Below are 20,672 nucleotides of genomic sequence, written 5' to 3'. Positions count from 1 at the left end.
GATAAATGATTAAACGGACAATTTATATAGGTACGCCGGCCTACTTAAGCATAAAACACCAACAAATGGTGATTAGAGATGTAGAGTCTGACGCCATTAAAGGTAAAATACCGATTGAAGATATTGGCTTGCTAATGCTAGACCATTGGCAAATTACTATTACACATTTATTGATAATAAAACTGCAAGGGAATAACACCTGTATCATCAGCTGTGATGAACAACACTTGCCATTTGCTGCCATGCTTCCTTTTACTGGTCATACCGAACATTCTGAGCGCTTAAAATATCAAATAAATGCTTCGGAACCATTAAAAAAGCAATTATGGAAACAAACGGTTGAAGCTAAAATTAGCCAGCAAATGTTACTCCTAAAAAAAATAGGCCAACCATACGAGAAAATGGTGGAATATATGTTTGCCATTAAATCGGGTGACACCACCAATATGGAAGGAAAAGCAGCTCAATTTTATTGGAAGCATATTTTTAATAATTTTACAAGGCTTCCTGATGGTGAAAGCCCTAATAATGCCTTAAATTATGGCTATGCCATTTTACGCGCAATGGTTGCCAGGGCATTGGTAAGTAGTGGCCTAAATACTACCTTAGGTATTTTTCACCGCAATAAATACAATGCTTACTGTTTGGCGGACGATATTATGGAACCTTACCGCCCCTATGTGGATGCATTAGTACTAGAAATACTAAAAACTGAACCCATACCTGCTGAACTAACCACACAGTTAAAAGCAAAATTACTATCCATTGCAACGGTTGATGTGCAGATAATGCAAAAGACAAGACCAATGATGGTAGCTATAACAAGTACCACCGCTTCGTTTGTTAAATGTTTGATGGGAGAAAGTAGATTAATAGCCTATCCAATCCTTTATTAATGAATTTTACACGTTTTAATGCATATCAAATTATGTGGGTTTTAGTTTTTTTTGATTTACCAACCGAAACGAAAAAAGACCGGAAAGCTGCTTCAAAATTTAGAAAACGTTTATTGGATGATGGTTTTACCATGTTTCAATTTTCTATTTATTTAAGGCATTGCCCCAGCAGAGAAAATGCGGAAGTTCATATTAAACGAACAAAAATGAATTTACCGGCACATGGGCAAGTTGGTATATTAAAAGTAACTGACAAACAATTTGGCAATATGGAGATATTTCACGGGCATAAAATTTCAGAAAATCCGGCACCTGTGCAACAGCTAGAATTATTCTAGGATTAAAAAAAATCCTTCAACGTAATGAGGATAATAAAAAACAGGAGTTTTTTAAATTATAAAAACCGATTAAAAACACCTGATTATAAGTGTTTTTAATCGACCTTGTGATTCCTCACTGTAAAATTACAAAAATCTGAAAGCAAATCACAACATGTTGGCTATGTTGTTAAGAGTAGAAAAACTTGTGATTCCTCACTGTAAAATTACAAAAATCTGAAAGCAAATCACAACCAATACACGATATGGTTGACAGGCTTAATGCTTGTGATTCCTCACTGTAAAATTACAAAAATCTGAAAGCAAATCACAACGACCTATTGACGGGTATAAATGATTCATTTCTTGTGATTCCTCACTGTAAAATTACAAAAATCTGAAAGCAAATCACAACACTGGACTAGATAAGTCTTCCTTTGCTTTACTTGTGATTCCTCACTGTAAAATTACAAAAATCTGAAAGCAAATCACAACCATTATAATCTTTATCACTCCAAATTTGGTCTTGTGATTCCTCACTGTAAAATTACAAAAATCTGAAAGCAAATCACAACACCTCATTACAACTGCCTGCATTCCTTACCCTTGTGATTCCTCACTGTAAAATTACAAAAATCTGAAAGCAAATCACAACCTTGGATAATCTGCCATGTTTAAAACCGCACTTGTGATTCCTCACTGTAAAATTACAAAAATCTGAAAGCAAATCACAACCGTGATGGTGTCCACGGTGAATTGTACCAACTTGTGATTCCTCACTGTAAAATTACAAAAATCTGAAAGCAAATCACAACACATTTGTGGACAGGAAACAATTAAAGATACTTGTGATTCCTCACTGTAAAATTACAAAAATCTGAAAGCAAATCACAACCTCTTGTAATTTCTTAATTTCCTTTTGCACCTTGTGATTCCTCACTGTAAAATTACAAAAATCTGAAAGCAAATCACAACTGTTTATCGTTGCCATTTAATTATCTGTTACTTGTGATTCCTCACTGTAAAATTACAAAAATCTGAAAGCAAATCACAACCACCACGACCACAACGTCGAAAGCTATTTACTTGTGATTCCTCACTGTAAAATTACAAAAATCTGAAAGCAAATCACAACAATACCACAATAAATAAAATTAAATAAAACCTTGTGATTCCTCACTGTAAAATTACAAAAATCTGAAAGCAAATCACAACCTTTAATGCCTTCAAAGGATGATGAGATAGCTTGTGATTCCTCACTGTAAAATTACAAAAATCTGAAAGCAAATCACAACCCAGTGTCCACGTTTGTATAACGGTCTGCTCTTGTGATTCCTCACTGTAAAATTACAAAAATCTGAAAGCAAATCACAACATATTCTTCTAAACCGTCTTCAAGTTTACGCTTGTGATTCCTCACTGTAAAATTACAAAAATCTGAAAGCAAATCACAACCGTTTCTCTGGTCGTCTATAAATTCTAATACTTGTGATTCCTCACTGTAAAATTACAAAAATCTGAAAGCAAATCACAACATATTATATCGGTTAAACGTGCGTCTATTCCTTGTGATTCCTCACTGTAAAATTACAAAAATCTGAAAGCAAATCACAACAAGAACCCGTCCATTATCAAAGGTCGTTCACTTGTGATTCCTCACTGTAAAATTACATCCCGCAAGCGTTCGCGCTTAAAAGTAAATTATATTTTGACACTTCGTAAGCGCATGCTCAGCACAAATACTGTATTTCATTAGTAATCAAGTTAAAAAATATGTCTTGCGCGTTAGCGAACTGATAAAAGGCTTGGAAAGTAAAAAAGCCTCAAACTAATAGTAAGTGGTTACGCTTTAGCAAATAAAATATTCCACTAACTTTATCCAAAAAATAATGGACTTATCTCTTTTAAAAACCTGGGAACCGGTTTTATCGACAGAATTTAATAAACCTTATTTTAAAGCATTGTCTGATTTTGTAAATCAAGCATATGCGGCGCATACCTGTTACCCACCAAAAGATCAGATTTTTGCTGCCTTTGACTATTGTCCATTTGATAAAGTAAAAGTGGTAATTATTGGGCAAGATCCTTACCATGGTCCTAACCAAGCTAATGGTTTGTGTTTTTCTGTACAACAAGGCATAAAACAGCCGCCTTCCTTGGTCAATATTTTTAAAGAATTAAATTCGGATTTGAATTTACCAATACCGCTGTCTGGAGATTTAAGTCCCTGGGCAAAACAAGGTGTTTTATTAATTAATGCAACCCTTACTGTAGAAGCAAGCAAAGCTGGAAGTCACCAAAAAAAAGGTTGGGAAACTTTTACAGATGCAGTAATTGAAAAAATTTCTGCTGAAAAAAAAGGAGTGGTATTTTTGTTGTGGGGTGGTTTTGCACATAAAAAAGGCGTAAAAATTGACAGTAAAAAACACGTTGTAATTAAAACGGGTCATCCTTCTCCCCTAAGCGCCAATAGGGGGTACTGGTTTGGAAACAAACATTTTTCTAAAACCAATGATTACTTAATAAAACAAGGGGAGCAACCTATTGACTGGTCACTTAATTAGGCGTAAGGCTTCTTTTTTACTTAAATTACTTAGTTTGTTTTCATGATCTCTTACAAAATCAATAACGGCCTCAGGGTATAGCCTGGTATTTTCTCTCAAAACCCATCCAATGGCTTTATGGATAAAAAACTCCTTGGTGTTGGGTACTTTTAAAATGGTTTCAAATAACAAATCCAAATCGGTACTCTCTTTGTATTTGAGGGGAAATAAAATGGCACAGCGCACCAACCAAAAGTCATTTGAAGTAAGGCATTTCTCAATGAATGCTTCCCTTTTTTCAGGGAACAACAAAAAGTAATTACCCATAAGTTTTGGTGCAATCACATCAATGGAGTCCCACCACTGATTTTTGGTGGCCATCCAAATAAAAAATTCTAGGTCTTTTTCTGCGGTGTTTTTTTTAAAATAATTTACTGAAATGTCTAAAGCTAAATGATGTAATTCACGGTATGCTGTTGCCCATAATGCCGTGACTAAAGTTTTAATTTCGGATTTAGAATAGGTTTTAGTTGCTGTAATAATAGGTTTAGTAATTAGCTTCCTTGTTGGGCTGCGGATACCATAGAATTTGAATTGATGTTTCAAATAAGCACTCATTTTATCACTCGCTACTTTATTTTGTTCCTGTTCAAATAAGTCAATAATCTTTTTTAAGGTAATCATGTTTATAAAGTATTGTAGATAAAAGTATAGTAATTAACGATTAATAGCTATTTTTGAGGCATAAAGAAGAATTATTAAAGTTAAGTCTCTTTCTAAAGCATGAAAAAAACACATCAAAAATTATACTTACTCCTTGCCATATGCATGTTAGGGGTTGCTTGTAAAAAATTGGGTAAATATAATAATCCTGATTTAATTTCTAATGGATCTTGGAATCCAGAATTAGCGGTACCATTAGCTTTTGCTGAATTTGGGGTCTATGATATTTTAGCCCAAACAGACAGTACTGATTTATTGGTTATTGATCCAAATTCAGGTCAGTTGGCACTAGTTTATAAAGGGGAGTTGGTTTCTTTTTCAGCAGAAAACTTTATCAGCATACCAGATTTGTTGGTTCAAGTAGATTTTTCTTCCAGTGATCTTAGTTTAGCGCCTATACCTGTATTTAGTAGTACAGCTACAGTAACACAAGATGAAAATTTAGTTTTTCCATTAGTAAATGGGGTGGAATTTCATACGGTAAAATTTAAAGGAGGCTCCCTTAATCTTAGTTTAGTCACTGACTTTAAACATGACATAAATATAACTGTTTTATTTCCAGGTTTAATAAAAAATGGCAATGCAGTAAGTGTTAATTTAAATGGTACTTATACTGGTAATAGTCCTACTGTTGTGGGTGGAACGCTTGATTTAACAGGAGTGAGTGCAGATTTAACCTTAGCTGGAACGGTTGTCAATACATTTAAGGCCGAAATAACCACTACAATAAGTGGTACAGGAGCTGCTATAGTAGGCACAGAATCGATTTCATTAAATATGGATTTTGTAAATCTAGCGTATGAAAATGCGACAGGTTATTTTGGGAATCAAAATTTTGATTTGGGGCAAGATTCAATTCTAATTAAAATATTTAACAATGCCTTAGATGGCTATTTTGAGCTTACAAATCCAAAAATTAAATTGGAAATGGTTAATTCTTTTGGATTTCCTGTGCAGGTAGCTTTAAACAATTTAAGAACAGAGAATGTAATTAATGGTAACACCTTTGTTTTATCAGGTTATCAAAACCCAATTGATATTTTGGCACCACAAATAATGGGAGATGCTAAAACAACTATCCTGGAATTAAATAGTACCAATACCAGTAATATTTCTTCTATTATAACGCCAACACCAAAGTACTTTTATTATGAAGCAGAAGCTACTTCTAATCCAAATGGTCCTACTGCGAACCTTAATTTTATATTAGATACTTCAAAATTTAAAATTAATGCAGAGTTGGAATTGCCTTTGGAAGGTTTTGCATATGGTTTTGAATTCAAAGATACCTTGGCATTTGATTTTACAGACGACATAGCCGAAGTGTCTGCTATCTTATTTCGAATTATTATCAACAATGGTTTTCCAGTAAATGTAAGTGCTAAAATTAACTTTACGGATGAGCACTATGTTAGTTTATTAGAAATTACAGATGGATTTGAGTTAGTGGTTGCAAGTGGTGAAGTGAATGCGGATGGTATAGTTACTTCTCCCACCGAAAAGTTAACAGACCTAGTAGTAGAGCGTAGTGATTTACCAAATATAGATGCTGCAAAGCACATTATTATTACTGTGCTAGGGGAAACAACAGATGGTAATAATGGGCAAGTAGTTAAAATGCTAGACACTTACAAAATAGGTCTTAATTTAGGCATGAAAGTAACTGGTTCTGTTCAGCTTTAAAAATACAAAATGTATAAACAAATAATATTAGTGTTAGGATTTGTGTCCGTTTTCTTTTTTGGGATGACGCAAGCAAATTTTTCTCAATACAACATCAACAATACTGCACAATCACAATACTTAAATCCAGCATTCCGCCCATCTTCTAAAGTGGGGATTTCTATTGCGCCTTTTAGTAATTTATTGAATGTACAATTCCTTCATACTGGTTTTGCTTTAAAGGATGCTTTTACGCCAAGGACAAATAGTGATACGTTAGATTTAACTTTGGGCAAATTGGTGGATAATTTAAATAAGGTAAATTATTTAGATTTTAACATGCAAAATGAATTGCTGGCATTTCAAGTCACCACCAAAAAAACAAGTGTTAATTTTACCGTTAATAGTGTTTTTAGGTCGGGATTTTCATACCCAAAAGATCTATTGAGATTTGCCTATTATGGAAACGGTGGAGAGGAGTATTTAGGAAAACGTGTTGCTTTTGATAATATTGGTTTTGATGCTTTATGGTATTTAGAATTTGGTGTTGGACTGAATAGAAAAATTGGTGATAAATTAACGGTTGGCGCTAAGGTTAAATTTTTAAAGGGAATAGCTAGTTTTCAAACAGCAGAAAGTCAGTTTGGACTTTATACTGATCCTAAAACGTATGCCTTAGAAGTGGATGGGGCCATGGCGTTAAATTATAACAATTTAGCTGCCTTAGAAGGTTTGCAAAATAATTCAAGTGATTTGGGTGCCATTTATGATAGTGTGTCTACCACTAAAAATATAGGACTTGGATTAGATTTAGGGGCAACTTTTCAATTGACAAAAAAAATAATGTTATCAGCAAGTGTTATTGATTTAGGTGCTATTAAATGGAAAGACAACGTTACTAATTATAAGGTAAATCCTTTTACTTTTGAATATAAAGGGGTTGATGTAGATAAGTATTTAAACGATACCTCAGATTATTTTCAAGAACTAGTGGACTCTTTAACGCAGCTTACAACTGTAGTTACCACACATAATACCTATTCTACAAAACTTTATTCAAAGTTTTACATTGGTGGTAGTTATGACCTGACAAAGTTTTTGAATGTTGGTGCGGTATGGTATAATTCTTTTAATCCAGGACGCTATATTACGGCACTTAATCTATCTGGAAATGTAAAATTGAAACATTGGATAGGGGTTTCGGGAAATGTTTCTTTTTATAATTACAAAGATGTCAATTTAGGAGCAGGAATAAACCTGAGGGGTGGACCGTTTCAAATTTATTTTATGACGGATAATGTTTTGTCGGTCATGTACCCCGAGGCAGCAAAAAATGTTCATTTTAACTTTGGAATGAGTTTTCAAATTGGAAAAACAAAAGAATATAAAAAAAAGGGACTGTCAATTTTGTAACAAATTAGGACTTCTTTTCGTTTATATACAGTAATTTTGCAAACAAACCTCAACCTAACTATTTTGAGGGTTATTTATTGAAATGAAATCTTTATTCACCTGCACTTTCTTATTCTATTTTTCGCTTACTTTTGGTCAGATTTTAAACCATTCTAAGGGAGAGTTATTTACAGAAGATCCAAGGTTTAATCCTACCTTCATTAAAAATAATAAAATTAAGTCTATTAAGGGTTACTATTCCACCAAGGCCGATTACGATAGAATTAGACCAACCAATAACGTGTACGTCTATGAATTTAACCAAGAAGGTTATTTGGTGCAAGATTATAAAACAATTAGACGGGATACCATTGTAAGGGCTTACGAATACGATAAAAACCATAACTTAATTGTACTTCGTCAGTCGGATCAATATGGTTTTCAATCTTTCCATTATACTTACGATTCCTTGAACCGTTTAATTGAAAAAGAATATAGGAGAGATGTTAACCATAAAAAAAGTAAAGTTGATTTTGATTTAGGCGAAAGTTACATTATTTCAAAACATACTTTTGGATATGAAAATGTTAAAGCAGGACTAAAGAAAAGTTATTTCAACTCTTTAGGGAAGGTTTATCAAACCGAAATATTTTACGCGGACATAAATGGGTATTTATACAAGCAAGAGTCACGATCATTGACCGGTGTTGGTAGTGCTAAAACTGATTACCAATACAATGAAATGGGCTTGCTAAGAGAATGTAAAACAGAGACAGTTTTAAACAGTAAATCGAGTTCAAGAATTAAAATAGAATACGACAATAATGAAAATATAATGGCCCAACATTATTATAGAAATGGGGTGTACAAAACCGAGTTTCAAATTGTATACAACAGTGAAAATATGCTTTTGAATGCGCTACTGTCAAGAGATATAGAAACAAATGTAATCACCATATTAAAATTTGCAGATTACACTTTTTTTAAGGATTAAATTTAATTACCCGAATACTCCACTATATTTCTTTCTGTTTCAAATAACTTGATTCTCAAATCTAATTCGGTAGCTAATTTTGCCCGTAATATGTTCCAAATGACTACAACAATGTTTTCTGCGGTTGGATTCAGGTCTTTAAATTCAATGGTGTCTAGGTTTAAATTTTTATGGTCAAACCTTTCTTCTACTTCTGCTTTTACTAGGTCTTTTAATTTCCCTAAATCATAAACATAACCAGTTTCCGGATCGATAGCACCAGTTAACCAAATTTCAATTTTGTAATTATGCCCATGATAATTAGGGTTGTTACATTTTCCAAATACGGCTTGATTTTTTTCAAAGTCCCAATTTTTATTGTACAATCTATGGGCGGCATTAAAGTGTGCAATTCTACAAATACTTACTTTCATTCTCTTGCGGTTTGGTACAAAAATACAGCTTAAATGCGTTTATAAATACCAAATTACTTTATTTTTATGTGTAAGCTAACTTCTTCTTAAAATTCTAATTTAAACAAAATTCTGCTTTTTATATCCCAACCCTCCCATGATGATAAGAAAAAAATTAGTTTCTTTGTATTAAAGGCTTAATTTTTGCATTAAGTTTTTTGCTGTAAGGAAATAGAATGAAGTATATATTAATTGCACTATGTTTATTTGGTGTTGTCTTGGTTGCTTGTGAGCATAAAGCAGTGGTAGATGATGTAAATACACCCCAAGGTATAGCGGGTGAATTTATTCCGTTAGACTCCGTAGACATGCAATTAATTTCTTTGATTGATTATGATTTAAACCTTTCTATTCAATTACCCATTGTGGCAAATTCACTAGGTAAAGTGATTGAACCAGTAGTTTTACATGATGATGGAGATTACTTATGGTTTATCCACATAGGAGATTATTTTAAAATTGTAGTTGAAGACTATGCCAACGAGTTTGGTAAAGTAGTGGCCGCTAAAAAGCTGAATGAATCTCAATCCAATATGTTTGAATTTGTATATTTCATAGATGAGATGGATTTAATTTTTTACAGTCGCCAATTGATTGGTGAGAATGGGGGAGAAAAAACCTATCATTGTTTACGAGAGATGAAAATTGATGGCTACAATTATATTTTAAGAACCGAAAAAACGGGTAGCAGTTTAAAGTCTGTTGTTCAAGATATGGTTAGCGCGATTAAAACAGCAAAGCACGTCAAATAAAGGCATAAAAAAACCCATACTTTTCAGTACAGGTTTTAATATTTTATTTGCGGTTAAACTTAATAAAGTTTCTTTTTCAACCAAGTTCTCATTTCTTTTATTTCTTCTCTGTTAAAAGTATTTTCAGATTGACGCGTTAATTGTAACAAATACACTAAGTTTTCTTGATCTGTTCCTGGCTCTAATAAATAATCTTCGCCTTCTTCATCTTCTCCTTTTTCTACGGTATGATCGAAACATTCATTTTCTTCGATATACTCATAAGCCAAACGATTAACTTTCGCCAATAATGGGTCAGTTTCTTTAAGTGCGTATTCTCTTATTTCTTTTAACGACTCAATGATAAGTGCTGTATTAAATTCTTTTTCAACGACAGCAATTAAGGCATCAATTTTTTGGTTAGCTTCTACCGATTTCATACTAAAATTATTTGAACGTCAAAAATAAATAAACTTTTAAGAAATCTCTCATTTAAATCCAACTTTGCACCAAATTTATTATGTTTACCTAAAAAAGCACCTTGAAAAAAGTTGAAATTTTAACAGCAAATACCATCCCAATCCAATATGAGGCCGCTAGTATGCTCCATAGAGGTATGGCCTTGTTGTTGGATTTTATAGTTAAAATAATTTATATTTTAATTATATCCCTGCTGATGGGCTTGCTTTTTACTGGCATTAATTTGTTTGGAGAGGAATCCTTATCGTATATCATTCAATTTGTATTGATTTGGATACCCATTACTTTTTATTCCTTGTTGCTGGAGTATTTATTAAAGGGCCAGACGGTTGGAAAGCTTATTATGGGTATCCGTGTGGTAAGCATTACGGGCGAAAACGCAAAAATTAATGATTATATCATGCGTTGGCTTTTTCGAATTGTTGATTTTTGGTTTAGTTTAGGCGGTATAGGAGCTATTCTTATTTATACTTCTCAAAATAGTCAAAGAATGGGGGATATTTTGGCCCAAACCATTGTAATTAAAAACAAATCGACCCAATTGTATAGTATTCAAGATATTTTAAATATTAAAACCAAAAGTAACCATCCGCCAACTTATTTAGCCGTGACACAGTTTACGGATGAAGATATGCTAATCTTAAAAAATACGATTACACGCTATAAAAGATTTCCGAATGAAGCCCATAAAGCCGCAATATTAAAATTAAGTGACAAAATGTGTGTGCTTCTGCAAATCCAAGAAGCGCCTAAGAAAAAGATAGCCTTCTTAAGAACCATTTTGCAAGACTATATCGTATTGACAAGAGAATAATGGCGCGATTTGGTCTATATACTGGATTAACTAGCAGTGCTCAAAGTTTATATTAAAAACCAAATTGGTTGGCTAAATTTTGTTCCGCTATGTTTTTGTCCCCATTAAATTTGAGCCTGTTGTTTGACGATTAGGTCTGATATAGGTTCTTTAAACATGATTTGTTAACGATAATCCAATAGTTGAAGTACAATAATTAGAATTATATAAAAAAAAGCGGATTTTATCCTGCGTTTTTTTTAACTTTAGATTTTAAAATGACAACTTTTATGAAGATTAAATATTTTACATTGGCTTTAGTTTTTGCAGGGAGTATTACTGCTTGTACAAACGACACGAAAAAGGATAGTGAAGAAACTGTAGTAGAAACAATTGAGGAGGTAGTAGAAGAGGATGACTTGGAAACTAAAAAAGTTAAAAGTCCGAGAGAAGTTGCAAGTGGTCAAATTGACGGCGTAACTGTATCGGTAGATTATGGTTCTCCTTCAGTGAAAGGAAGAGAAATTTGGGGTGATTTGGTGCCTTTTGATAACGTTTGGAGAGCAGGGGCTAATGAAACAACTAAATTAACTTTGGATGCACCATTATCTATTAATGGACAAGTAGTAGCTGCTGGTTCATATGGCTTATTGGTATTGCCAAAAGAAAATGAAGATTGGACAGTGATTATCAATGAAGCTTGGGATTATGACACACATGGTGTTTGGGGTTCAAATGGGTACGACGAAAATAGAGATGTTTTACAGGTTAAAGTAACACCTACCTTTTCTGGAGACATGCAGGAATCTTTAAAATATACAATAACTGAAAATGGTATTTTGTTTCAATGGGATCAAGCATCTTTCGAAATTCCTGTAGTAAAATAAGGGAAATTTAAAATATCATACGGATTATAATTAAGAATCGTTATTTTTGAAGAAAATAACGATTTTTTTATGACTTCATTTACCCGTTCAATCGATTTTGCTAAGACATTAGACCAAAAAGATAAATTAAGAACCTATCGAGATAAATTTTATATTCCTGTGATTAATGGAATTGAAACCATCTATTTTACGGGTAATTCACTAGGGTTACAACCTAAATCTACCCAGGCTTATATACAAAATGAGTTAGATGCATGGAAAGATTGGGGAGTAGAAGGTCATTTTTTAGCGGAAAAACCATGGTTTAAATACCATGAATACTTAACCGAAAAAACAGCAAAAATAGTTGGAGCTCTACCCGTTGAGGTCGTAGTAACACATAGTTTAACCACGAACTTACATTTGTTAATGGTTTCATTTTATCGCCCGACAAAAACAAGGTATAAAATTCTTTGTGAACAAAAAGCATTTCCATCCGACCAATACGCATTAGAAAGTCAAGCTAGATTTCATGGTTTTGATCCAAAAGATGCCATTATTGAAGTGGGTCCAAGAGATGGAGAGCATTTAATTCGTGAGGAAGATATTTATGCGGCTATTGAAGCCCATAAAGATGATTTGGCGTTGATTATGATTGGTGGCGTAAATTATTATTCTGGTCAATTATTTGATATGAAAACAATTACAGAAAAAGGCCATGCGGTTGGTGCCGTAGTTGGTTTTGATTTGGCACATGCTGCAGGAAACATTGCATTGCAATTGCACGATTGGGATGTAGATTTTGCTGCTTGGTGTTCTTACAAATATTTAAACTCTAGTCCAGGTGGTGTAGCAGGAATGTTTGTTCATGAGCGACATGAATACAATCCTGATTTACCCAGATTTGCAGGTTGGTGGGGATATGACAAAGAGACAAGGTTTTTAATGGAACCTGGTTTCAATCCTATGAAAGGTGCAGAAGGATGGCAGTTAAGCAACGCGCCTATTCTTGGTATGGCAGCTAATTTAGCTTCGTTAGATATTTTTGATGCGGTAGGAATGGATGCTTTGGTAGAAAAGAGAGACTTGTTAACGGCCTACTTAGAGTTTGTGGTAAATGCTATTTCAGCCCAGCAAAAAGACATTTGTAATTTAGAGATTATTACCCCTAAAGATAAAAATAAAAGAGGCGCACAATTGTCGATTTTAGCCCACGGCTTAGGTAAAGATTTATTTGATTTCATTACCAAAAAAGGGGTTATCGCAGATTGGCGCGAACCGAATGTGATACGAATTGCACCAGTTCCGTTATACAATTCATTCGAAGATGTATTTAAATTTGGTGAAATATTAGAGGAGGGGATTAAAGCCAATGCCTGAAACATTTGATCCAAATATTATTGTATCCTTATTAAGCGGGAAGGCTGGTGATTTATTTACCATCACACAATTAATGACCAGAGCTTTTTTTGTTTTAGTTGCTGGACTAGTTATTTGGCGAATTGCGGCAGCATATTCTAAACCAAAACCCATCCGTGAAAGAAGAAAATTTATGGAGTCGAAATACCAAGAAAATTGGCGTAAACATCAAAAGTAGAGCACATGAAGATTAAATTATTATTGTTTATTTTCTTATTAGGCATTCAAGGACAAGCGGAAGCACAATTTAAAGATGGCATAGAAAAGCGAAACAAAAAACGCAATTCAAAAAGTCCCTTTTCCTCTGGTGATCGAGGAAATGCGATTTATTCTCATTCTAGAAGTCATTACCGCCCGTTTGGTTGGCATATTTCACCAGGGGTAACATACATGATGGGGAATAATAAAGATTTCGATTCTGATATATTAAGACCAACAGGTTTGCCTGGTTACTATTTAGAAGGAGGATTTGCTCATCTATTCAAACAAAAACACACTGCATTTCATTATATTGATTATGGCATAGGTGTAAAGCATTATGGTGGTCAAGAACGTTACAAAGATTTAGCGGATAATATTACAAGAGGAGCCTTTAATTTTGGGTCTGTTTTCGGACGTTTTGATATTAATTCTGTTTGGCAATTGAGTAAATGGAATTTTATCAATCAATCTATCGGAGTTAATATCGATTATCGAATTTATGGTGGTAAAATTGATCCAGACTATACCACACCATTTGAAAAAGATTTTCAAGAAAAATTTGTCACACAATTACATTATTCTATTGGTTGGGGATACAAGCCTAGAGAAGGTCTATTTATTATACCAACCATACAAACTCCCATTTTAACTGCTTTTAATTGGCGAAATTTAAATCCTGGAACGCGTTGGTTTTCCAGTAAATACCAACCCATTATTTTTACGGTTAAAATCGGTGTCTTATTGCCTAAAAAAGGTTGTCCAAAAGTGTTTAGTAAAGATGCAAAAAGACAGGCAGATCAATATCAAAACAGGTAACATAATATGCTTAGAAATACGGACCTGTTTTTATGGTCCAGATTAGTTTATAGGTTTAGGTAACTTAGATATAAGATTATAATAAGGTGTAAAACAAAAATTCTTTTTAATTTAGCGCCTTTAATAATCTTCTTATAATATGTTAGAACTCTTAAGTAAATTCGAAAATAAAAGGCCAGAAATAGTATTTGAATGGCAAGATGCTGAAACAGAAGCTGAAGGATGGGTAGTGATTAATTCCCTACGTGGAGGAGCAGCAGGGGGCGGAACCAGAATGAGAGTTGGTTTGGATAAAAGAGAAGTAGAGTCATTGGCAAAAACAATGGAAGTTAAATTTACGGTTGCTGGTCCACAAATTGGTGGTGCAAAATCAGGAATAAATTTCGATCCAAAAGACCCTAGAAAAGAAGGTGTTTTAAGAAGGTGGTATGCTGCGGTAACTCCCCTATTAAAACATTACTACGGTACTGGTGGCGATTTAAATGTAGATGAAATTCACGAAGTAATTCCAATTACAGAAGATTGTGGTGTTTGGCATCCGCAAGAGGGTGTTTTTAACGGACATTTTCAACCAAGAGAAGCACAAAAAATTAATAGAATTGGCCAATTAAGACAAGGCGTTCTAAAAGTAATTGAAGATGCTTCTTTCACACCTAGTGTTGCAAAAAAGTATGTGGTTGCCGATATGGTTACTGGTTACGGTGTAGCGCAATCTATCATCCATTATTATAATATTTGGGGTGGAGATGTAAAAGGTAAAAAAGTGGTAGTCCAAGGTTGGGGTAATGTTGGTTCTGCAGCTGCTTATTACTTGGCACAATACGGTGCAAAAATAGTTGGAATAATCGACCGCGTAGGTGGTTTAATAAATACAGATGGATTTTCATTGGAAGATATTCGTGCTTTATTTTTATCAAAAAATGGCAATGAGTTAAATGCTTTGGAAATGTTATCTTATGACGAGGTAAATGCAAAAATTTGGGATATCGAAGCAGATATTTTCTTACCATGTGCTGCTTCCCGTTTGGTGACTAAAGATCAAATTGATCGTATGATTAAATCTGGACTAGAAGTAGTTTCAGCTGGAGCAAATGTACCATTTGCAGACAAGGAAATTTTCTTTGGACCAATCGCTGAATTTACAGATAGTAAAATTTCTGTAATTCCTGATTTTATTTCTAATTGTGGAATGGCAAGGGTATTTGCTTATTTAATGAGTAATGATTTAGAGGAGTTGACAGATGAAGGTATTTTTCAAGATACTTCAGACATCATTAAAAAAGCATTAGAAAATACTTATGCAACAAGCCAATCTAAAACCAATATTGCTAAAACAGCATTTGAAATCGCATTAAATAAATTAATCTAATCTAAAAAAAAATGAGCTTTGAAATTTTAATTGTAGTAGTATTTATTCTTGGTTATGTAGCCATTGCTATTGAGCATACTTTAAAAGTCGACAAATTAGTTCCCGCTTTATTAATGATGGCTTTTGCATGGGCATTAGTTGCTTTTGGTTTGGATAGTTTTACCACTTGGTTCGATTCAACGGAGCATAGTATGGTAGAGGGTTTTAAGAATTTACCATTGCATGTCGAAAACCATCATGAAGCCTCTAAAGGTGGTTGGTTAGACAGCACCTTATTGCACCATTTTGGAAAGACCTGTGAAATTCTTTTCTTCTTGGTTGGCGCCATGACTATTGTGGAAATCATTGATCATTTTGATGGTTTTGGTACCATCAAGAGTTTTATTAAGACCAATAAAAAGAAGACTTTGTTATGGATTATGGGCGTACTTGCATTCGTGCTGTCTGCTATAATTGATAACTTAACTGCAACAATCGTTCTGATTACTATTTTAAGAAAATTAGTCAGTGATAGTGAAACAAGAATGTGGTATGCTGGTTTAATTATTATTGCTGCCAATGCCGGTGGTGCTTGGTCGCCAATTGGTGATGTAACTACCACTATGCTGTGGATGGGTGGAAAAGTAAGTGCGGTTAAATTAGTAGAATTTATTATTCTTCCTTCAATTGCCTGTATGATTGTTCCAATATTTATCGCCAGTTTTATGCCTGCTTTCAAAGGTGGTTTTGATGCACCGGAAAGCGAAGGGGAAGGAAATAAAATGGGACCAACCATGTTATATTTAGGATTGGCCATGATTATTTTTGTGCCTATATTTAAAACCGTTACCCACTTACCTCCATATGTTGGTATGATGTTATCTTTAGGTGTTGTTGCTTTGGTTGCTGAAATGATTAGTAATCGTCAATTTAGTTTAACAAGTGTAACTAATGACGACGGTACCGTTTCTCACCACCACAGCAGTCCAACATTCAAGGCGTTAGCTTCTATTGAAATGCCTTCTATTTTATTCTTTTTAGGGATCTTGATGACCGTTGCAGCATTAGAGTCTTTAGGACTTATTTTTAACTTTGGACAATCCGTTCAGGCGGTAATGCCAAACGATATTTTTGTAATATTAATGGGCGTTGGTTCAGCAATTATTGATAATGTTCCTTTGGTTGCGGCTAGTATGGGAATGTTTGATATGGCGAGTTTCCCTATGGATAATCACATTTGGCACTTTATTGCTTATACTGCAGGTACAGGTGGTTCTATGTTAATTATTGGTTCTGCTGCGGGAGTGGTTGCTATGGGAATGGAGAAAATATCTTTCTTTTGGTATTTGAAAAACATTGCATGGTTAGCATTGCTTGGTTATGTTTCTGGTATAGTCGTTTTCTTTATTATGCATTATTAATGTAACTATAATTTTAATTACCCGTTTATAAACTAAATGAAATTTTTTATATGAGTGCAATTACACTATTACAGTCTGGTATTAACATGGCAGCTGATACTGTCGCAAATGGCATGACAGACCTTACCAAAGAAGTAAGCGTATTAGATTTAATTATTGGTATTGATTCCACCACCGGTGAATTGAGTATTACAAACTTAATCATCATGATTGCCTTGTTTGTATTGTCAATATTTACGGTGTATACTTTTGTGGAACGTTATTTATCGATCAATAAAGCATTAAAAGATGAAAAAGATTTTATGGGTAGGGTAAAAGATTATTTGGTAGATGGTAAACTAGAGGCTGCTAAAGACCTTTGTCGTCAAACTAATAATCCTGCTGCTAGAATGGTAGAAAAAGGAATATCCAGAATTGGTAAACCGCTTCAAGATATTACTTCGTCGATTGAAAATGTGGGTAAATTAGAAATCTATCAGTTAGAAAAAAGATTGAGTTTATTGGCTACAGCATCAGGTGTGGCACCAATGATTGGTTTCTTGGGAACTACCCTAGGGATGGTTCGTGTATTTAATGCTATGAAATTTGAAACTCAAATTGAATTATCTACGATTTCAGGGGGTATTATGGAGGCTATGATTACAACAGTTGCTGGTTTAATTGTCGGAATTATGGCTTATGTATCTTATAACTATTTAGTAGCTAAAGTGGATAAAGTAGTACACAATATGGAAGGTGCTTCTATTGAATTTTTAGATTTATTGAACGAACCAGGCAATTGATTGTATAAAAGTATAAGAAGATGAATTTAGGACGTAGAAATAAACCGCAGATTGAAGGGGGAATGTCGTCAATGACAGACCTTATATTTTTGATGCTTATCTTTTTTATCATTATGAGTACTATGGCAAAAAATACCTTGCCGGTAGATTTACCTAGTGGTAAAAAAACTTCTACTTCTCAAACAGATGCAGTGGTTGAAGTAGGAATTGATGCAGACAATCAATACTTTTTAGACAATGCAAAATCTAAGTATTATACTTTCGAGGAATTAGTACCGGTTTTAGAAGCTAAGATTGCGGAACAACCAAATAAAAATTTAAAAATATCAGGAGATAAAAACGCTTCTTATGAAACCATTTTCAATATCATTGCGGTATCGAAACAAAAAGGTTGGAAGCCAGTTTTATCTTATACGAACTAGTAAAAGAGGAGGGATATCATGTTGCAGTTTATTGAAAATTTAAAAGAAGAAGACCATAAGAAAGCATTGGTGGCTACTTTGGTTTTTATCTTGCTTATGGTATTGTTTTTTTTATTGGTTAGCTTAGAATATCCTGATCCTCCTATTGAAGAAAAGGTGGTGGAGATTGAAATGGAATTTGGCTCGGAATATGAAGGAGGAAGTACTGTTTCTTCCGCAGAAACTCCTGTAGATCCCGAACCTGTAGTTGAATCTGCAATTACACAAGAAACACAAGATGATTCTCCTGTTGTAGTGACAAAGGGAGAAGGAAAGAGTAAAACTTCCACTAATACAAGTAAACCTAAACCTGACCCTAAACCAAAACCTGATCCAAAACCAAAGGTAGATGATGGATTGGCTTTTCCAGGCGGTGGTACTGCAGGTAGTGGTGGTGGTAGTGGCAGTGGATTTGGTACTGGCGGTGGTGTTGGCGGTGGCGGAAGCGGCGATCAACCTGGTGCAGGAACCAGTAATACTTCTAGAAAATTAAAATCTAAAGGTTCAGTACCTGGTAATTCACAAGAAGAAGGGAAAATTGCCTTGGATATTTATGTGGATGAATTTGGAAAAGTAACCCGTACAAAATTCAATGAGTCAAAGTCCACTTCTGGGAGTGCTTATTTAAAAGAACTGGCCGAGAAAAATGCTAAAACCTATCGGTATGAATCCATTCTTGGTGCGCCTATACAATTTGTAGGAACGGTTATTTTTACTTTTAGAAAACAATAATGGATTACCAATCTGCTATCGATTGGCTTTTTAGTCAATTAGCAAATTATCAATCTCAAGGCAGTATAGCCTATAAACCCGGATTAGAAAATATTGAAGCTTTACTGAAGGGGTTAGACAATCCACATACAAAGTTAAAAGCGGTCCATATTGCAGGTACGAATGGTAAAGGCTCAACGGCACATGCCATTGCTGCTATGGCTATCGAAAACGGCTACAAAGTCGGTTTGTTCACCAGCCCGCACATTAAAGATTTTAGAGAAAGGATTAAAATTAATGGATTGCTTTTGGAAGAAACTTATGTAGTTGACTTTGTAAACCAAAACCAAGCCTTGTTTGAAAGGATCCGACCCTCCTTTTTTGAAATTACTACTGCCATGGCTTTTAAGGCTTTTGCCGACAAAAAATGTGAATTGGTGGTGATAGAGACAGGTTTAGGTGGTCGATTAGATGCAAGTAACGTCCTCAACCCAATCCTTTCTGTTATTACTAACATTGGTATCGATCATGTACAGTTCTTAGGCGACACGCGTTCTAAAATTGCTTTTGAAAAGGCAGGTATTATAAAAAAGAATATCCCCGTTTGCATTGGTGAGATGGATGAAGAGACTGCTCCTGTATTTATTAAAAAGGCCAAGGCAGAAAATGCAAGAATTTACCGACCAAAAAGCCTTGCTTTTAAAACCGATTTATTAGGAGACTTTCAACAATTAAATCTCAATTTGGCTTTTTCTGCTATTCAAGTTTTAATAGAAAAAGGTTGGTATTTTGATGCACAGAAAAATCTTAACGCATTAAATAGGATTAAAAAACTAACGCAATTTAAGGGTAGGTTAGAACAACTTCAAAAAGATCCAATTGTATTAGTGGATGCTTCGCATAATGCAGCAGGAATAGAATTATTGTTTCAGGAGATTCAGCAATTTGATTTTAACGATTTACATTGTGTATTTGGCAGTTCAAATGACAAAGATTTTGAGAAAAGTGTTTCACTTTTTCCAAAAGATGCCCATTATTACTTTTGTAGTTTTGATAGTTCAAGATCCTTAAATGCCACTGATTTTAATTTATTAGGAAAAAAGTACAAATTAAATTATAAATATTACAATACTGCAGATGTTGCGTATAGTGCTGCTTTAAAGTGCTCTAAGGTTGGGGATTTAGTTTTGGTATTTGGCAGTTTTTTTATTTTGGAAAAAATAATTTAAAAAAGTTCATTTTTTATTTGCTAGACAAAAAAAACTAGTTATATTTGCACCCGCAATAAGAGAATTGCAAATTTAGTTTTTGACAGTTTATTCGACCTATTTATTTAGGATGTTTTAAATACAAAACCTTTAAGTAGGGCAATTAGCTCAGTTGGTTCAGAGCACCTCGTTTACACCGAGGGGGTCGGGGGTTCGAGTCCCTCATTGCCCACCAAAAAAACCTCAGTATTTTTTACTGAGGTATTTTTTTGTCCAATAAATTCGAACGAGAAGTTTATGCCGAACGAAGTTGAGGTGAGTCCCTCATTGCCCACCAAAAACACCTCAGTATTTTTTACTGGGGTATTTTTTTGCCCAATAAATTCGAACGAGAAGTTTATGCCGAACGAAGTTGAGGTGAGTCCCTCATTGCCCACCAAAAACACCTCAGTATGA

General features: G+C 34.1%; 21 protein-coding genes, 1 tRNA gene and 1 CRISPR repeat array. Of the genes, 19 read left to right on the top strand and 3 right to left on the bottom strand.

All coding sequences use genetic code 11. The annotated features are described in order from the left end of the window. The first annotated feature begins 5 nt into the window (after nucleotides 1-5). The 3 genes from cas1 to ung all read left to right on the top strand — a co-directional run bounded on the left by cas1 (nucleotide 6) and on the right by ung (nucleotide 3,777). On the top strand, nucleotides 6-896 hold the full coding sequence (gene cas1, locus DNU06_RS10440) for a type II CRISPR-associated endonuclease Cas1 (RefSeq protein ID WP_111063275.1): 891 nt from the start codon (nucleotides 6-8) through the stop codon (nucleotides 894-896). Beyond that, nucleotides 896-1,234, top strand: coding sequence for a CRISPR-associated endonuclease Cas2 (gene cas2, locus DNU06_RS10435; protein ID WP_111063274.1), 339 nt, complete (start codon nucleotides 896-898; stop codon nucleotides 1,232-1,234). Before cas1 ends, cas2 begins: the two co-directional genes overlap by 1 nt. Before the next feature lie 104 nt (nucleotides 1,235-1,338). Beyond that, nucleotides 1,339-2,828: a CRISPR direct-repeat array (repeat unit 50 nt; unit sequence CTTGTGATTCCTCACTGTAAAATTACAAAAATCTGAAAGCAAATCACAAC). Nucleotides 2,829-3,102: 274 nt separating this feature from the next. After that, nucleotides 3,103-3,777 (top strand): uracil-DNA glycosylase, encoded by a 675-nt coding sequence (gene ung, locus DNU06_RS10430; RefSeq protein WP_111063273.1) that lies wholly within the window; start codon nucleotides 3,103-3,105, stop codon nucleotides 3,775-3,777. On the opposite strand, the gene DNU06_RS10425 is transcribed toward ung, so the two are convergent. Further along, complete coding sequence (locus tag DNU06_RS10425) at nucleotides 3,766-4,440, bottom strand: DNA alkylation repair protein (protein ID WP_111063272.1); 675 nt, start codon at nucleotides 4,438-4,440, stop codon at nucleotides 3,766-3,768. The genes ung and DNU06_RS10425 overlap by 12 nt on opposite strands. 99 nt (nucleotides 4,441-4,539) lie before the next feature. On the opposite strand from DNU06_RS10425, the gene DNU06_RS10420 reads away from it, so the two are divergent. The 3 genes from DNU06_RS10420 to DNU06_RS10410 all read left to right on the top strand — a co-directional run bounded on the left by DNU06_RS10420 (nucleotide 4,540) and on the right by DNU06_RS10410 (nucleotide 8,527). Next, nucleotides 4,540-6,162: a hypothetical protein gene (locus tag DNU06_RS10420; protein WP_146239213.1), complete on the top strand. Its 1,623-nt coding sequence runs from the start codon at nucleotides 4,540-4,542 to the stop codon at nucleotides 6,160-6,162. 9 nt (nucleotides 6,163-6,171) lie between these two features. Beyond that, nucleotides 6,172-7,554, top strand: a complete 1,383-nt coding sequence (locus DNU06_RS10415) for a DUF5723 family protein (protein ID WP_146239212.1) — start codon at nucleotides 6,172-6,174, stop codon at nucleotides 7,552-7,554. Between the two features lie 82 nt (nucleotides 7,555-7,636). Further along, the gene (locus DNU06_RS10410; RefSeq protein WP_111063269.1) at nucleotides 7,637-8,527 is read left to right on the top strand and encodes a hypothetical protein; all 891 of its coding nucleotides are present in this window, start codon (nucleotides 7,637-7,639) and stop codon (nucleotides 8,525-8,527) included. 2 nt (nucleotides 8,528-8,529) lie between these two features. On the opposite strand, the gene DNU06_RS10405 is transcribed toward DNU06_RS10410, so the two are convergent. Continuing rightward, nucleotides 8,530-8,940 (bottom strand): 6-pyruvoyl trahydropterin synthase family protein, encoded by a 411-nt coding sequence (locus DNU06_RS10405; RefSeq protein ID WP_111063268.1) that lies wholly within the window; start codon nucleotides 8,938-8,940, stop codon nucleotides 8,530-8,532. A gap of 215 nt (nucleotides 8,941-9,155) precedes the next feature. Between DNU06_RS10405 and DNU06_RS10400 the strand changes: the two genes are divergently transcribed. Next, complete coding sequence (locus DNU06_RS10400; protein ID WP_111063267.1) at nucleotides 9,156-9,731, top strand: hypothetical protein; 576 nt, start codon at nucleotides 9,156-9,158, stop codon at nucleotides 9,729-9,731. 59 nt (nucleotides 9,732-9,790) lie between these two features. Here the strand turns inward: DNU06_RS10400 and DNU06_RS10395 are convergent, their stop codons facing one another. Continuing rightward, nucleotides 9,791-10,150, bottom strand: coding sequence for a hypothetical protein (locus DNU06_RS10395; protein WP_111063266.1), 360 nt, complete (start codon nucleotides 10,148-10,150; stop codon nucleotides 9,791-9,793). A 101-nt stretch (nucleotides 10,151-10,251) separates the two neighbouring features. Here DNU06_RS10395 and DNU06_RS10390 point away from each other — a divergent pair, with 101 nt between their 5' ends. The 12 genes from DNU06_RS10390 to DNU06_RS10335 all read left to right on the top strand — a co-directional run bounded on the left by DNU06_RS10390 (nucleotide 10,252) and on the right by DNU06_RS10335 (nucleotide 20,451). Beyond that, nucleotides 10,252-11,004, top strand: a complete 753-nt coding sequence (locus tag DNU06_RS10390) for an RDD family protein (RefSeq protein ID WP_111063265.1) — start codon at nucleotides 10,252-10,254, stop codon at nucleotides 11,002-11,004. A gap of 269 nt (nucleotides 11,005-11,273) precedes the next feature. Then, a complete protein-coding gene (locus tag DNU06_RS10385) occupies nucleotides 11,274-11,870 on the top strand; it encodes a DUF2911 domain-containing protein (RefSeq protein WP_158526874.1) in 597 nt (198 codons plus the stop codon). A gap of 69 nt (nucleotides 11,871-11,939) precedes the next feature. Continuing rightward, nucleotides 11,940-13,229, top strand: coding sequence for a kynureninase (gene kynU / locus DNU06_RS10380; RefSeq protein ID WP_111063263.1), 1,290 nt, complete (start codon nucleotides 11,940-11,942; stop codon nucleotides 13,227-13,229). Continuing rightward, on the top strand, nucleotides 13,222-13,446 hold the full coding sequence (locus DNU06_RS10375) for a hypothetical protein (RefSeq protein WP_111063262.1): 225 nt from the start codon (nucleotides 13,222-13,224) through the stop codon (nucleotides 13,444-13,446). The genes kynU and DNU06_RS10375 overlap by 8 nt, the downstream gene beginning before the upstream one ends. Before the next feature lie 5 nt (nucleotides 13,447-13,451). Next, nucleotides 13,452-14,285 (top strand): hypothetical protein, encoded by an 834-nt coding sequence (locus DNU06_RS10370; RefSeq protein WP_111063261.1) that lies wholly within the window; start codon nucleotides 13,452-13,454, stop codon nucleotides 14,283-14,285. Between the two features lie 139 nt (nucleotides 14,286-14,424). After that, entirely contained in the window at nucleotides 14,425-15,654 is a 1,230-nt protein-coding gene (locus DNU06_RS10365) for a Glu/Leu/Phe/Val dehydrogenase dimerization domain-containing protein (protein WP_111063260.1), read from the top strand. Nucleotides 15,655-15,665: 11 nt separating this feature from the next. Further along, a complete protein-coding gene (nhaD, locus tag DNU06_RS10360; RefSeq protein WP_111063259.1) occupies nucleotides 15,666-17,054 on the top strand; it encodes a sodium:proton antiporter NhaD in 1,389 nt (462 codons plus the stop codon). A gap of 50 nt (nucleotides 17,055-17,104) precedes the next feature. Further along, nucleotides 17,105-17,836, top strand: a complete 732-nt coding sequence (locus DNU06_RS10355) for a MotA/TolQ/ExbB proton channel family protein (protein ID WP_317048238.1) — start codon at nucleotides 17,105-17,107, stop codon at nucleotides 17,834-17,836. 20 nt (nucleotides 17,837-17,856) lie between these two features. After that, on the top strand, nucleotides 17,857-18,258 hold the full coding sequence (locus DNU06_RS10350) for an ExbD/TolR family protein (RefSeq protein ID WP_111063258.1): 402 nt from the start codon (nucleotides 17,857-17,859) through the stop codon (nucleotides 18,256-18,258). Between the two features lie 18 nt (nucleotides 18,259-18,276). Beyond that, on the top strand, nucleotides 18,277-19,029 hold the full coding sequence (locus DNU06_RS10345) for a hypothetical protein (protein WP_111063257.1): 753 nt from the start codon (nucleotides 18,277-18,279) through the stop codon (nucleotides 19,027-19,029). Then, nucleotides 19,029-20,237 (top strand): bifunctional folylpolyglutamate synthase/dihydrofolate synthase, encoded by a 1,209-nt coding sequence (locus tag DNU06_RS10340; protein ID WP_111063256.1) that lies wholly within the window; start codon nucleotides 19,029-19,031, stop codon nucleotides 20,235-20,237. The genes DNU06_RS10345 and DNU06_RS10340 overlap by 1 nt, the downstream gene beginning before the upstream one ends. A 136-nt stretch (nucleotides 20,238-20,373) precedes the next feature. Then, nucleotides 20,374-20,451, top strand: a tRNA-Val gene (locus DNU06_RS10335). Nucleotides 20,452-20,672: the final 221 nt, after the last annotated feature.

Origin of the sequence: Putridiphycobacter roseus (assembly GCF_003234935.1) — a bacterium.
Taxonomy (GTDB): domain Bacteria; phylum Bacteroidota; class Bacteroidia; order Flavobacteriales_D; family Crocinitomicaceae; genus Putridiphycobacter; species Putridiphycobacter roseus.
The sequence above is the reverse complement of the archived record's forward strand: the minus strand, read 5'-3'. Positions and strand labels throughout refer to the sequence as shown.